18 protein-coding genes are annotated in these 13,020 nt (G+C 64.7%); 7 read left to right on the top strand and 11 right to left on the bottom strand.

Translation table 11 applies throughout. From position 1 onward, the window contains the following. Positions 1 to 16 precede the first annotated feature (16 nt). Together OCA5_RS07295 and OCA5_RS07290 are read left to right on the top strand one after the other, a co-directional pair. Complete coding sequence (locus OCA5_RS07295; protein ID WP_012563756.1) at positions 17 to 595, top strand: DUF1214 domain-containing protein; 579 nt, start codon at positions 17 to 19, stop codon at positions 593 to 595. After that, entirely contained in the window at positions 592 to 1,161 is a 570-nt protein-coding gene (locus OCA5_RS07290; RefSeq protein WP_012563757.1) for a DUF1254 domain-containing protein, read from the top strand. The genes OCA5_RS07295 and OCA5_RS07290 overlap by 4 nt, the downstream gene beginning before the upstream one ends. A 153-nt stretch (positions 1,162 to 1,314) precedes the next feature. Here the strand turns inward: OCA5_RS07290 and OCA5_RS07285 are convergent, their stop codons facing one another. Next, on the bottom strand, positions 1,315 to 1,524 hold the full coding sequence (locus tag OCA5_RS07285; protein ID WP_013913004.1) for a hypothetical protein: 210 nt from the start codon (positions 1,522 to 1,524) through the stop codon (positions 1,315 to 1,317). A gap of 210 nt (positions 1,525 to 1,734) precedes the next feature. Here OCA5_RS07285 and OCA5_RS07280 point away from each other — a divergent pair, with 210 nt between their 5' ends. After that, on the top strand, positions 1,735 to 2,031 hold the full coding sequence (locus tag OCA5_RS07280) for a DUF3551 domain-containing protein (protein ID WP_012563759.1): 297 nt from the start codon (positions 1,735 to 1,737) through the stop codon (positions 2,029 to 2,031). Positions 2,032 to 2,315: 284 nt separating this feature from the next. Here OCA5_RS07280 and OCA5_RS07275 read toward each other — a convergent pair whose 3' ends face one another. From OCA5_RS07275 to OCA5_RS19455, 4 genes are all read right to left on the bottom strand, one after another. Further along, the gene (locus tag OCA5_RS07275; protein WP_012563760.1) at positions 2,316 to 2,981 is read right to left on the bottom strand and encodes a TerC family protein; all 666 of its coding nucleotides are present in this window, start codon (positions 2,979 to 2,981) and stop codon (positions 2,316 to 2,318) included. A gap of 268 nt (positions 2,982 to 3,249) precedes the next feature. Further along, the gene (locus tag OCA5_RS19460; protein ID WP_013913003.1) at positions 3,250 to 3,792 is read right to left on the bottom strand and encodes a hypothetical protein; all 543 of its coding nucleotides are present in this window, start codon (positions 3,790 to 3,792) and stop codon (positions 3,250 to 3,252) included. Between the two features lie 54 nt (positions 3,793 to 3,846). Further along, the gene (locus OCA5_RS07265) at positions 3,847 to 4,575 is read right to left on the bottom strand and encodes a hypothetical protein (protein WP_013913002.1); all 729 of its coding nucleotides are present in this window, start codon (positions 4,573 to 4,575) and stop codon (positions 3,847 to 3,849) included. A 50-nt stretch (positions 4,576 to 4,625) separates the two neighbouring features. Further along, the gene (locus OCA5_RS19455; RefSeq protein ID WP_012563763.1) at positions 4,626 to 4,826 is read right to left on the bottom strand and encodes a hypothetical protein; all 201 of its coding nucleotides are present in this window, start codon (positions 4,824 to 4,826) and stop codon (positions 4,626 to 4,628) included. A gap of 187 nt (positions 4,827 to 5,013) precedes the next feature. Here OCA5_RS19455 and OCA5_RS07255 point away from each other — a divergent pair, with 187 nt between their 5' ends. Next, positions 5,014 to 5,997, top strand: a complete 984-nt coding sequence (locus OCA5_RS07255) for a DUF2336 domain-containing protein (protein WP_012563764.1) — start codon at positions 5,014 to 5,016, stop codon at positions 5,995 to 5,997. Positions 5,998 to 6,389: 392 nt separating this feature from the next. On the opposite strand, the gene OCA5_RS07245 is transcribed toward OCA5_RS07255, so the two are convergent. From OCA5_RS07245 to OCA5_RS07235, 3 genes are all read right to left on the bottom strand, one after another. After that, positions 6,390 to 6,734 carry a DUF1491 family protein gene (locus OCA5_RS07245; protein ID WP_012563766.1) on the bottom strand — a complete coding sequence of 115 codons (345 nt, stop codon included), beginning with the start codon at positions 6,732 to 6,734 and terminating at the stop codon, positions 6,390 to 6,392. 79 nt (positions 6,735 to 6,813) lie between these two features. Further along, a complete protein-coding gene (locus OCA5_RS07240) occupies positions 6,814 to 7,446 on the bottom strand; it encodes a peptidoglycan-binding domain-containing protein (protein WP_012563767.1) in 633 nt (210 codons plus the stop codon). A gap of 10 nt (positions 7,447 to 7,456) precedes the next feature. Then, on the bottom strand, positions 7,457 to 9,262 hold the full coding sequence (locus OCA5_RS07235; RefSeq protein ID WP_012563768.1) for a PAS domain-containing sensor histidine kinase: 1,806 nt from the start codon (positions 9,260 to 9,262) through the stop codon (positions 7,457 to 7,459). A gap of 101 nt (positions 9,263 to 9,363) precedes the next feature. On the opposite strand from OCA5_RS07235, the gene OCA5_RS18720 reads away from it, so the two are divergent. The 3 genes from OCA5_RS18720 (at position 9,364) to OCA5_RS07225 (ending at position 10,819) form a co-directional block, all read left to right on the top strand. Further along, on the top strand, positions 9,364 to 9,627 hold the full coding sequence (locus tag OCA5_RS18720) for a hypothetical protein (RefSeq protein ID WP_013913000.1): 264 nt from the start codon (positions 9,364 to 9,366) through the stop codon (positions 9,625 to 9,627). A gap of 50 nt (positions 9,628 to 9,677) precedes the next feature. Beyond that, positions 9,678 to 10,214, top strand: a complete 537-nt coding sequence (locus OCA5_RS07230) for a DUF5330 domain-containing protein (RefSeq protein ID WP_012563769.1) — start codon at positions 9,678 to 9,680, stop codon at positions 10,212 to 10,214. Positions 10,215 to 10,387: 173 nt separating this feature from the next. Next, positions 10,388 to 10,819: a SufE family protein gene (locus OCA5_RS07225; protein ID WP_012563770.1), complete on the top strand. Its 432-nt coding sequence runs from the start codon at positions 10,388 to 10,390 to the stop codon at positions 10,817 to 10,819. Between the two features lie 680 nt (positions 10,820 to 11,499). On the opposite strand, the gene OCA5_RS19255 is transcribed toward OCA5_RS07225, so the two are convergent. The 3 genes from OCA5_RS19255 to OCA5_RS07215 all read right to left on the bottom strand — a co-directional run bounded on the left by OCA5_RS19255 (position 11,500) and on the right by OCA5_RS07215 (position 12,757). Beyond that, positions 11,500 to 11,667: a hypothetical protein gene (locus tag OCA5_RS19255; protein ID WP_012563772.1), complete on the bottom strand. Its 168-nt coding sequence runs from the start codon at positions 11,665 to 11,667 to the stop codon at positions 11,500 to 11,502. An 86-nt stretch (positions 11,668 to 11,753) separates the two neighbouring features. Further along, positions 11,754 to 12,368 carry a DUF6456 domain-containing protein gene (locus tag OCA5_RS07220; RefSeq protein ID WP_013912999.1) on the bottom strand — a complete coding sequence of 205 codons (615 nt, stop codon included), beginning with the start codon at positions 12,366 to 12,368 and terminating at the stop codon, positions 11,754 to 11,756. After that, the gene (locus tag OCA5_RS07215) at positions 12,365 to 12,757 is read right to left on the bottom strand and encodes a helix-turn-helix domain-containing protein (RefSeq protein ID WP_013912998.1); all 393 of its coding nucleotides are present in this window, start codon (positions 12,755 to 12,757) and stop codon (positions 12,365 to 12,367) included. Before OCA5_RS07215 ends, OCA5_RS07220 begins: the two co-directional genes overlap by 4 nt. Between the last annotated feature and the right edge of the window lie 263 nt (positions 12,758 to 13,020).

The following is a 13,020-nucleotide window of genomic DNA, read 5'->3' as shown; positions in this document are numbered from 1 at the left end:
TGGGGGCGATGCTGCCGTGCGGCTGATTTTCGTGGTGATCCTCGCCATGGCGATTGCGACTGCCACAGGCCTCGGCCTGACGTGGAGCACCGCCACACGCGGCGTCGACATCGGCACGCTGACGATCGGGCCGTGGACCGCGCGGCCGTGGATCGGCACCAGCGACATTGATCCCTACGCCCGCGCATCGATCGCGCGCAGCGGCGAATTGCCGATCGGCGCCGGCGACGGCATCACCTTCCGCGCCGCCGCCGACAGCGACGGCAAGAAACTCGACGGACGCTGCGACGTGGTCGTGAGCGGCATCACCCCGCCCGCGCGATTCTGGACGCTGACGCTCTACGACACCAGGGGCCGCCTCGTCGCCAACGCGCTGTCGCGCTACGGCTTCACCAGTCAGGAAGTGGTGCGCGCCGCCGACGGTTCGTTCACGGTGCGGATCGCGCCGCGCGCACGCTCCGGCAACTGGCTGCCGACCGGCGGCATCAATCGCTATCAGCTTCTGCTGCGGCTCTACGATACGCCGGTGGGCGTCGCGACGCGCTCGCAGAAGGATGCGCCGCTGCCTTCCATCAGCATGGCGGGGTGCTCATGATCCGCTGGCTGTTCGCAATTCTGGGGGGCATTCTGCTCGGCGGCGTCGTGCATCTCGTCAGCGTGCTGGCGCTGCCGCGCATCGCCTCGCAGGACGCCTATGCGCGGCTCTCGCCGATGCTGAAGGTGAATGCGGTGACGGCACTGCCCGATGCCACGCCCGACACCGCGCCGATGCCGTTCATGGACCCGGCCTTCGCCTCCGCCGCCTGCAAATACGATCTCGCCGGCGGCGCGATCAAGCTACGGGTGCCGGTGAGTCAGGCCTACACGTCGGTGTCGTTCTACACCGACAACGACATCGCCTATTACGCGATCAACGACCGGTCCGCCGGACGCAAGGTGATCGAGCTCGATTTGATGACCCCGCAGCAGAAGGCGGCGCTGCCGGAGGACGAGGACATCACCTCCGCCGACCGCCTCATCATCGAATCGCCGACGCCAACCGGCCTCATCGTGATGCGCGCGCTCGCCGCCGAGCCGGGCCTGATGAAACAGGCCAAGGCCTCGCTCGCCGCCGCAAGCTGCAAGGAACAGGTTCAGGTCGCCCAGCCGAAGCGGCGGTGAAGTTACCTTCACCTCTCCCCAACGGCGAGAGGGAGCGCGTCGCGGAAGTGCCAGCGCGGCGTCAGCCAGCCTGCACCGCCGTTGCACTTGTCACGAGCCTCTCCTCCTGGTCATTCCCGCGAATGCAGGAATCCACACTTACCGGGTCCCCGCCTACGCGGGGACGACAGTGGAGAGATGCGTCGCGCGGCGGCGGCGCACGAACAGCCGGCGCAGATCGAGGCGGAAGGAGAACACGCACTCGTGGCAGCGCAGCCCCTTGCCGCCCTTGACGAGCCCAAGGTCGCGAATGACGGACCAGCGTCCGTCGCTCATCCGCACGAGACGCAGATCCGGGTAGCGCCGTTTCAGATATGACAGCATGCAGCACCGCGCGTGGATCGCGGCCCATGATGCATCGTGCCCGCGAGCGGTCAATGCTTGACGCCCGCGCCGCTCCTTCACAAGAACGAATCATAAATGACGGTTGCGTCTTCACGCAGCCTTGAGGGCTGCCATGAGACGGCTATGCGCTCACCCGCTGGCGCCGACCCCGCGCGCTCTCTATGTTGGGGGAAACCAACGGAGTCTCGTATGCGAATTCTCATTACCGGCCTGATGGCGGCCGCCACCCTCGGCGTCATGCTCGCCGCACCGACCCCGGCGGAAGCCTTCGAACGGCGGATCTGCCTGATCGGCGGCGGCTACCCCTACCCCGGCGACTGCGCCTACGACACCTTCGCGCAATGCAAGGCATCGGCCGCCGGCCAGCAGGCCTATTGCGACGTCAATCCGGCCTACGCCTTTGCCGAGGCGGAAGGCCGCCGCATCCATCCGCGCGACGGATTCGACACCACCCGCTTCATCTTCGGCGGCTACCGCTTCCGCTAAGGCACCCACACCTCACTCTCATTGCGAGGAGCCATAAGCGCGTTTACGCGCGTCTTCGACGCGCTATGGCGACGAAGCAATCGCCCCCACCCCAACCCTCCCCCGCTTGCGGGGGAGGGAAAGGGAGGGAGCGTTCCGGATTGCTTCGCGGAGTCTGTCATCGGGCCGGCAAAGCCGGACCCGTTGGCTCGCAATGACAGGGACAGACGTGGATGCCCGGCATAAAGCCGGGCATGACAAATCAGTCGAAAGGGCGCGCGAGGCCATCGCGCGCCCGTTTTGCGTTACGACGCCCCGCGGCCGGCCAGCCACGACAGGATCTGCGGCTGCACCTCCATGAAACCGCGATAGATCATGTCGCCCGCGACGTAGAGGATCACAGCAAGGCCGACATAGGCGATCCAGCGATGCTTCTGCAGTAGCTTCGCGATGAACGACGCGGCCGCGCCCATCATCGCGATCGACAGCAGCAGACCGAACACCAGCACCCACGGATGCTCGCGCGCGGCGCCCGCGACCGCGAGCACGTTATCGAGCGACATCGAAACGTCGGCGATGATGATCTGCCACGCCGCCTGTCCGAGTGTCTTGCGCGGCGCGGTCTCGTCGTCGGCAAGCTCATCGAGATCGGCCGACGCGTGGTGCGCCTGCACCCGCAGCTCGCGCCACATCTTCCAGCACACCCACAACAGCAGGATGCCGCCCGCGAGCAACAGGCCCACGATCTGCAGAAGCTGTGTGGTGAGACCCGCGAACAGCATGCGCAGCAGCGTCGCCGCGCCGATGCCGATCATGATCGCCTTGGCGCGCTGCTCTTTCGGCAGGCCCGCGGCGGCGAGACCGATGACAATGGCGTTGTCACCGGCAAGCACGAGGTCGATCAGGATCACCTGAAACAGGGCGGTGAGGACCTGCGTGGTAAATACTTCAGTCGTCAGAAATTCTAACATAAGCCGGGCTCCTTGATGACGAAGGAGCGGCTCCTGCAGCAGGCACGCCAATCAGGCATCGCGGCCGCTAACGCGGCTACAATGTCGATGAACGAGGCGGCGGGACGCAACGCATTACGGCGGCGGCCGTTAATAACGGTCACCGTCCGTGCGCAAGCACGTCCCACGGCAGAAACAAGGGCCACTCCAACTTTTCCAGTCCGACATCACAGCTTGTCGCTGCCAGAGGGGCCCGGGCTGGTCTCTGCTTAGTAGGTCAGGTCTCCTGCTATCGTGACTCGGATCGGCGTTCGAACAGATGCTCGAACAGTTGTGCTGCGTGTTCCGGCTCGGCCATCACCGAAGCGGCGCAACCGGTGATGACAAATCCACCGGCGACATCCCAAAGCGAGAGGCTTTGCGAATTGCGCTTGCTGTTGATGAACCAGGCCGTCACGGCGGCAAGGGTGGCACCGAGAAAGAACATGACGCTGAAGGCGATCATCATCAGTTCCCGATCGAGCGTTCGCGCGATGAAGAGAACCGGGACGAAAACCGCAAGGGTCAGCGCGGTCAAGCTCGGAGCGGACTCCTTCAGGCTTGCCAGTTCGCGTTTCCAGTTGCGGTCACCTATGCCGATCATGGCCTTTACTCGTTGCGTCCTTGCCGTCCTGTCCAGTGCGAAGCCGCAACGGCTTCTCACCGAACACACCGGAATGGCTGCCGATACCGGACCGAAACCATTCCGATACACCGATCCAACACACGACCGGCGATTCCGACAACGTGGTGATGCGCCGCGCGCCAACAAGACGCGGGTTTGCTCACGCATGCGTGAAGACGCTGCATACGATCCATTTCGGGAACTTGATTTTGCGAATGACGGTCAGCCGCCGACGCGCAGCACGCGTCCTGCAACCGGCGTCGCACTGGTCCAGGCTGTCGCAGCACGACGGGCGAGTTCCGCAATCAGCGCGTCGGCCTGCGCCGCAAGCGGGTCCGGCGCCATGATGACGAGACGCTCGAGCGCCCAGCGGTAGGACGAGACGCGCTGCTCGACGCATTGCTGCGCCCACTGCACCACCAGCACGTTCTCGCGCATCCGTGCCTGCGCATCACCGCGCTCGCGCGGCGACAGATCGCCGACATAGCCGAGCGCCTTGTTGCGCTTGATATCGAGGTCGTTGATCTTCACCGCGAGCGGAATGAACTGATCGAGCATCGAGAGATCGTTGCGCACGTCCTCCATCAGCCCCTGATAGGAGGAGGCCTGCGAGCGATGCGGCTCGTCGATCATCTTGCGGCCGTAAGACGTGCGGTCGAACACCACCTTCTGCCGCCACGGCGAGGCGATGCGATCGTAATCGCCGAACACGGCCTTCCACGCCGGGCGCGAGTGCGGCGGCTGGATGAAGTAATAAGCCATGTCGCGCAGCGCGCGCTCATTGTCGGTTAGTAGAAATTCGGATGCACGGCCGCCGAGGCTCTCGGTCGCCTCCGCGCCAACCCACTGGTGCATGTCCTGATGATAGATCGTCTGGCGGGTGCGGCCGAAATCATCGCCAACGCACCCGAGCCCGAACACCAGCGGGAGAACGAAAAGAGGAGTGCACATCGAACGACGCCGTTCTCTTGGTCACGCGCCGGACGATCCGGCGCGAATGGTTACGACCGCGCCCGTCGCCTGCGGCGGCGCCCTGCGGCAGCGCCCTCTTCCGGCCCGTGATCGCCGTTCGGCTCCTCGACGTGCCGCTCGATGCGAACGACCGGAAGGATCACGATTGTCGCCTCACACGGGGCCGATGCCATGTTTGAGTCCGCGCGCCGCGACGCCGCGTCCGCCGGAAATTCAAGAATGGTGCCCATCGCTACTGTCTCCTCGTCACGGCATTCACACGACCGTGACGCAGGCCATTAGAGTGAGGCATGGTTAATGGTGTCTTAACCGAACGATTCCGATGTGCAGCATCGGGTTAACCGTTCCCTAATCTTAACTGCCCGTTAAAAAAGCCGCTCTAAATTGACGCAATTCTCGTCAACGCGTCCGGTCTCCATGAGCGTGCCTCCTCCCTTTCAAGGCTTCGACGGCCTGTTGTCGCTGTCCCGGCGCGAGGGCGTGGACATTCGCCCGACGCTGCTGCGCGTGCTGACCGATCTTTACGTGCAGACGCCCGCTCACACCGCCGACGAAGAGCAGCAGTTCACTGAGCTTGCGATACGGCTGCTCGACGAAGTCGATGACGCGACGCGTGCGATGGTGCGCGCCAAGCTCGCGATCTATCCGAAGACGCCGCGCGACATTCGCCGCAAGCTTCTGATCCCCCCACCACCGCTCTATCCGCGCGAGGTCGCGCCATCGCTGGTGCCTGCGCAAGCCGAGACCGTTGTGGCAGAGGCCGAGGCACAGACCGCCGATGCGCCGCCGCTTGCGCCGTCGCAGCCGCAGGGTCCCGCGCTGCTGTCGATGAAGCCGCAGGATGCCTCCTCCCTCATCGAGATGTTCACCGGCGCCTCCGCAAAAGAGCGTGCCAGGATTCTCGAGAGCCTCGCGGATGCGCCGCTGAAGCCCTCGGTGAAGATCGATGCGAAGCGTGCAACCCGCGCCATCGCCTTGCTCGAGGGCGCGGCGATGGTCGCCGATGCACCGGCCTTCACCACCGAACTGGCCGATGCGCTGATCCTGCCGGGATCGGTCGCGAAGGCGATCGTCTCCGATCCGCTCGGCGAGCCGCTCGCCTGCGCGATGAAGGTGCTCGGCATGAGCGCGGAAGCATTCCAGCGCGTGCTGCTATTCCTCAATCCCGCAATCGGCGCGTCGGTGATCGACGTCTATCGTCTGGCGCGGATGTACGACGTGTTGAGCGAGCGCGTCGCGCTGATCATGATCGCGGCCTGGCGCGGCTCGTCGATCGCGAACGCACGGGCGAAGTATCAGCCGGTGCTCTACGACGGCGAACGCCAGCGCGCCCGCCTCACGCCGCACACCCAGCCATTCCACATCGCAACCGACGACGGCCTGCGCAAAGAGCGGGTGTGAGGTTCAACACGAACGGCAGATGTCCTGGGCGCGATGCAGCGCGAAGCGATGCGTCGTAGAACCGGGACCGCAACAGCATCGCATTAGGAACGGCCCCGGCTCAGCGGCGCAGCATGAAGGATGCCGCACCGCGTCCGGGGCACCATCGCAGACTGGATACTTTCTTCACCTCTCCCCGCCGGGGAGAGGTGCAGAAGAAGCCAGATTGCTTCGTCGCTGACGCTCCTCGCAATGACGGCTAGAATGATTTCGCTTCTAATGGAAACGAAAGCTGTCATTGCCGGGCATAGCCCGTCGAAGACGGGCGTGAACGCCCTTATGACCCGGCAATCCATCTTCTTGAGAAGACTCACCCTTTTTGATGAATCAAGTCCGCGCATGACGGCCGGTAATCACACCTTCGCAAGGTCGAGCAGGTGCCGCCCCTTGGGATCCTCGATCTCGACGATCCACGCATCGGGATCGAAATCGACCTCGCGCCGCAGCCGCGCTTCCACCGCCTTCTCCTCGACAGGTGCAGCACCGGTCGCAACGAAGGCGCGGTCGGACGGCTTTGCATCGTCATAGATCGTCTGCGGCGCGGGCACGAACAGCGCCGCGGTGCCGTTGAGCAGCGCAACCTTGACGAACACCGCGCCCGCCTCCTCCGCGCCGCGGCGGCGCACGGCGGCGAAGATGCCCTCGCCCTGCAGGCGGCGCAGATAGGCCGATACCCAGATTGCGGATTTCAGTCTCATGCCGTCGTGATAGGCGATCCGCCTGACTCGCGCCAGCGCGATATCAGGCTGGGCGCGCGGACTTACGCCGCGCGCGGCCTCACTGGATCGTCTTGCCGGTCAGCTTCGCCATTTCTGCCAGCAACCAGTCGGAGATCTTGCCGGTCTGCGGATGGCGGCGGTCGGCCTCGAACTTGCGGATCGCAGCCTGCGTATCCGCGCCGATGATGCCGTTCGCCTTCAACTGGCCGTAGCCGTAATCGGTCAGCACGCGCTGAACCGCGATCACGCGATGGCCGGCGCTGATGAGATCGCCGAGCGGGTCCTTGTGCGTGGGCACCGGCGCGGGCGGACGTACCGCGGCGGGCGCGGCCGCAGGCTTCGCGGCCGGGATCGCAACCATCGGCTTCGGATCGATGACGTTGGCAGCCTCGATGTCGGCGGGGCGCGGGCGCGGCATCGGCTGCACGGTCGCCGGAGCCGGAGCGCTTGCCGCCTGCGGCGCGACATAGGCCGTACCGAACATCGGCGAGGGATGATGGCCGGACTGCAGGAACATCGCATTGACGACGATCGCGGTCATCGCGCAGAGCGCCACCGCGCACGCCATCGTATCCTTCGGGCTGTGCAGCAGCACGCGCATCACGAAGTTCTGCTCGCGTTCGATATCGAGCGCCACCGCCTTTGCAACGGTCCTGGCGCGGGATTTACGGCGGGGCTTGTCATCGTCCATGGCTGAAGCTCTAGGCAATTTTCTTCACCAGCGTCACTTTGGAATCGGCGCGCGGCGCCGGAGACAGGGTTGCGATGTTGCTCGGCTTCGCAGCCGGCGTGAATACGATCGGCAGGCGCACCGAGACGGTGGTGCCGCAGTCGATCTCGCTGTCGACGCGCATCTCGCCGCCGTGCAGCGCCACGAGGTTCTTGACGATCGACAGCCCGAGCCCGGTGCCTTCGCGACGGCCGTGATAGCTCGCACCCGCCTGGAAGAACGCCTTGCCGAGATGAGCGAGATCGTCCTTGCCGATGCCGATGCCGGTATCGGTGACGCGCAAGGCGAGTTCACGCCCCGCGACCTCGGCGGAAACCGTGACCGAGCCGCCTTCTTCGGTGAACTTGATCGCGTTCGAGAGCAGGTTCAGCAGGATCTGCTTGAACGCGCGCGCATCGCCGGTCATCTGCGGCAGATCGGACGGCGCGCGCAGCACCAGTTCGACGCCCTTGTCGCGCGCCTTCAGCACCATGAGATTGCAGGAACTCGCCAGCGTCTCGCGCGGCGCAAACGGCTCGGCGACCAGTTCAAACTTGCCGCTCTCCATCTTCGACATATCGAGAATGCCGTTCACGACCGACAGCAGATGCAAGCCGGATTCGTTGATGAGGCCGGCATATTCGTGACGGCGCGCGGCATCGATCTTCATCTCGTCTTCATGCGTCAGCATTTCCGAGAAGCCGATAATGGCGTTGAGCGGCGTACGCAGTTCGTGACTCATGGTGGCGAGGAAGCGCGACTTCGACGCGCCCGCCTCTTCCGCCTCGCGCCGCGCGATTTCCAGCGCCTCTTCCTGCGCCTTGCGCTCGGTCACGTCGCGCATCACGGAGACGACTTCGCAGGCGCCGCTGGCCTTGTCCTGCGTCGGCTCCAGCGGGCGGCAGCGCATCTCGACCCAGATGAATTCGCCGCCATGCACGGCGCTGTCGCGACGCACGCGAAACTCGACGCTGCATTCCTCGCCGCCGCGTGCGGCATCCGACAGCGCGGTGAGGTAACGCGGCCGGTCGGCGACATGCACGCGATCGAACAGCCCATGGCGCAGCAGCAACGGGCCCGGCACACCGAGCAGCGCTTCCGCGGCCGGTGAGATGAAGTTGACATCGCCGTTGGCGCGATGGCGCGCGATCACATCCGACATATGGCGGGCAAGCAGGCGATAGCGCCCCTCTTCCAACGTCAGCAGCCGCTTGCTGGTGTGCGCGAGCGATTCCGCACCGAACGCAAGCCCCGCGGCATAGACGGTCGCAAGCGTAATGCCGATTGCGGTGAACAGCGTGGCGAGATCGCCGGTGACGGTCGAGGCCGGCAGCGCACCGAACCATTCGAGCAGCACAAGCATGATCGCGCAGCCGAGCGCCATGCCGACGGCTGCCGCCACCACGCGGCGCGAGGCCGACAGCGCCGCCTCGAGCGGCACGGCGACCAGCCAGATCGCGGCAAAGGATGACATGCCGCCGCTCTGCACCGCCACCGCGAACACGAGCGTGGCGAGCGAAGCCGACGACAGAATGTGCGCGGTCTCGAACCGGCCGGTGCGCGACAGATAATAGGAGATCAGGATCGGCGACACGAACCAGGCGAGGATCGTCACCTCGATCGAGGACGGCGCGCCGCGCGCGGCGAGGTAAAGCGGAACACCGGCGAGCGCGACAAGCCCGCCGCCCATGCGCAACGCAATGAAGGCACGATGGCGCGCGCTGCCCATTGCATCGCCTCTCACCGAGGGATGCAGAAGCGATTCAAGTCTCTCACGCAGGATACTGAACAGCGTCACTGAAACCACATCACGAGCCGGCAAGAACGCAACCGGCGTGCCCCCTTTATTGTTCGCGGGATCGTGTCAGAGCGAACTTAAGCGAACGCTAAGGTGAACACATGAACCCGGCCTGCGGCTGCAACGACGCGCATTTGCGGGCGTTTTGCAGCCTGCATTCGACCCTGATGGTGAATGGTTGGTTTCGATGCGCGGACGCTTATGGTTTCGAAAAGGTAGACGCTGTTTCAAATTGGCAAAGCGGGCGCGATGCATCGCCATTCCGTGTTCCCGGCAAGCGAAAATTTACGCCAACCGCAACGATTCAAATTTTACGCAAATTTAGCCAATCCAAAACACTCAAGATTTATCGGGCGGTGGTTTAACGGGGCCAACAAGGCTGCGTCGGGAGAGCGCAGCCATACGGGGATGCGAGATGTTCTTTCTGCTGCGCATGGCCTTCTGGCTCGGTCTCGTGCTCGTGCTGCTTCCGCGCGACCCGGCTCCGGATTCGGAGAAGGGTCCGCAGGTGAGCGCGAGCGAAGCGGTATTGGCGGCAACGGCGGCCGTCTCCGACATGTCGCAATTCTGCACGCGGCAGCCCGCGGCCTGCGCGGTCGGCGGACAGGCTGCGAGCGTTGTCGGCGAGCGCGCGCAAGCGGGCGCGAAGAAGGTCTACGATTTCCTCACCGAGAAGACCGACAAGCCGGAGGCGAACGACAAGGCCACCAAAGCGGACGAGATCGAGAAGCCGCAGGCCGCTCCGGACAACAAGGCGCAGGCTGCGCCCGACAAGGCGAAGAAGACCGGCAAGCATGGCGCGGCCGAGCGGAAGAGCCCGGACCATACCGGCTCGATCGACGCAACTGACGCTGCCGCAGACGACAGCGCAGCAGCGAACACGCTGTCGTCCGTCTCCGGTACGCTGACCGACGCCGATCTCGCCATCGCCTGGCAGGGACCCGTGCTCTAGGCGCACCGACCTGCCGGATCCACGCTGGCGGGCACGCTGCCCGCCGTGCAAACCTGCGATTTTTCGCAGAAAATATTGCTCAAACTCTCGCTTTTCGCCGGGCCCGTTCTCATATAAGCCGTAAGGCAACGGCGCGACGCGCCTGCCCTTTCCTCAGCTCCGGCACATTCGGCATGACGACGATCGACGACATTCGCGAGAATTTTTCGCTGCTCGATGACTGGGACGATCGCTATCGTTACGTGATCGAGCTTGGCCGCACGCTGGAGCCGATGCCGGAATCCGAACACACGCTCGAGAACAAGGTGCAGGGCTGTACCAGCCAGGTCTGGCTCTCGCGCAAGGACGAGCAGGACGCCACGGGCGAGCCGGTGCTGCGCTATCTCGGCGACAGCGACGCTCACATCGTGCGCGGCCTCGTCGCCATCCTGCTCACGCTTTATTCGGGCAAGCCCGCGAAAGAAATTCTCGCAACCGATGCGCTCGCCGTGTTCGACGAGTTCGGCTTCCGCGAGCATCTGACGCCGCAGCGCTCGAATGGTCTGCGCGCGATGGTCGACCGCATCAAGGCCGACGCCACCCGCGCCGTCGAAGCCGCGGTGTGAGCGGCGAGGCGTCACGCGCCTCCAAAATTTCCGATCATCGCTGTCGATTGCTTGCCCCGGATACGACCGGCTATCTGTTCTCTGGATGCGGTATAGCTCGCCCCGGACGCGGTGCGGCATCCTTCATACTGCGCCGCTGAGCGGGGCCATTCCAGACACAGCGTTCGCTACGGTCCCGGTTCTGCGACGCACCGCTTCGCGCTGCATCGCGCCCGGGACACGCTGATCAAGCTTGCATGCTCTATTGGAATTCAGTGCTGCCCCACAAATGATCTGCCATTGCCGGGCATAGCCGTTCAAAGAACGGCGTCGCTTCCGCTCGCCTATGACCCGGCGATCCATCCCTTGGTGCTGAATTTCTTTGCATGATGGATGCGCGGATCATCCTCAGGTCGGGGACAGAGGCCCGCGCATGACATTCAGAGATAGCTTCAAAATCACCTCTCCGATTTCCGATAATTGCGTATTCCGACAATCTTGCCCCGGATGCGGTGCGGCATCCTTCATGCTGCGCCGCTGAGCCGGGGCCATTCCAGACGCAGCGTTCGCTACGGTCCCGGTTCTGCGACGCACCGCTTCGCGCCGCATCGCGCCCGGGACACGCTGATCAAGCTTGCATGCTTGCTATCAGAAACGCTCCACTGCACTACGAATGATCTGTCATTCCGATCAAGCCGCCCTCACCCCGTCTTCTTGCGGGACAGCGTGTGCGACGGTTTTGCGGCGGGCTTCTGCGAAGCGTCGAGCTTGTGCACCTTCGCGCCCCTTTTTGCGGTCCCCTTCGCCGGCTTGTTCACGGTCCGCTTGTGTTGCGGCAACTCGACCTGCGTGATCTGAATTTCGTCCATCGGCACGCTCCTTTTAAGCGACAGTTCAGACGGGCAAAACGCGCGCCGCGTGCGCGCGTTCCGCAGGAACGGCGGTTCCGGCCGCCTCACGCCGTGAACGATGCATCTTCCGCAAGCCAGGTGCGGATCGGCGCGCGATGCGCGGGGCGTTGCAACCCGTAGTGCCGCGCAAGGCGATCGAGCGCGAGTTGCAGCACCACCTTGGCCGAGCGCGCGGGCCAGCCGTGCGCGCGCTCGACATCCTCGAGCCCGTGCAGGAAGCAGCACACGTCCATCAGCACGCCGGAAAATTCCGGCCCGCATGCGTCAAGCGCAAGCTGCACCCGCTGACGCGCGGCGATCACCATGTCCGTCATCGAACCGGCATCGCCGCCGCCGCAATTGCGGCCGCGCGCGAGCCCCGACCAGCTCGATGTCACGCGCGGGCTGAGATGCGCGCGGGTGAAATCGGCGCGCAACCGTTCGCCCGCCATGAACTCGATGGAGTCGATCATGGTACGGCCGTCGCGCCCCTTGCGGCGCGCGAGCCAGGCAAGCGGGCTTTCGCTGTCGTTGACGGTGACGCGGTCGAGACCGTTCCCCGTCATGATCTCGCGGGTGCCGAGTTGCATGTGAGCGGCGCGCCGGACGTCGATGCCGCTCGCGGCTGCGGCGGCCCCGGCCGAATGGCTGCGCCGGGTGCGGGACTTGTGCGCCTTCATTGGCCGCACCCCCGCCGCACGGCGCTGACACATTGCCGCTCCAGCCTGGCGAGGCGCGTGTCGAAGCGCACCTCCTCCCGCCGTTCCTCGATCACGCGGCAGGCATAGGCGACCGTGGTGCGGTCGCGATGAAACAGCCGCCCGATCCCCTCGAAACTCAGCGCGAAGCCGACATGGCAGAGATACATCGCGACCTGCCGGGCCAACGAGGCCCGCGGCGAGCCGCGCGAGCCAAACCCGAGTTCATCCGCGGTGATGCCGAACTCGGCGATCACGCAGGCCGCGACGCGGCGACGAATGGCTTCGGGATCGCGCAGTGGCGGCGAGGCAGGGTTGCGAGCTGGCGCAGCGGAGAAAGACGAGGAATGATAAGCAGGGGTGGGCAGCATTGGGCGACCTCGTTAGGATTTTATACCTACACCCTACCCCAACTTTTTCAACCGGGGATATCCCGCACCAGCGAATTTGTGTTTTCGTTTGGATCGGATGAGCAATCCAAAGGGCGAACGATGTTTGAGATTACCTCTCCCTCAAAAGAGCCGGCTTGTTCCGGGCGCAACGCAGCGCGAAGCGGTGCATTGCAGAACCGGGACCACGGCGAACGCTGCATTTGGAGCGGCCTAGCTCAACGGCATGTCATCGACGATGCCGC

Origin of the sequence: Afipia carboxidovorans OM5 (assembly GCF_000218565.1) — a bacterium.
Lineage (GTDB): Bacteria > Pseudomonadota > Alphaproteobacteria > Rhizobiales > Xanthobacteraceae > Afipia > Afipia carboxidovorans.
The sequence above is the reverse complement of the archived record's forward strand: the minus strand, read 5'-3'. Positions and strand labels throughout refer to the sequence as shown.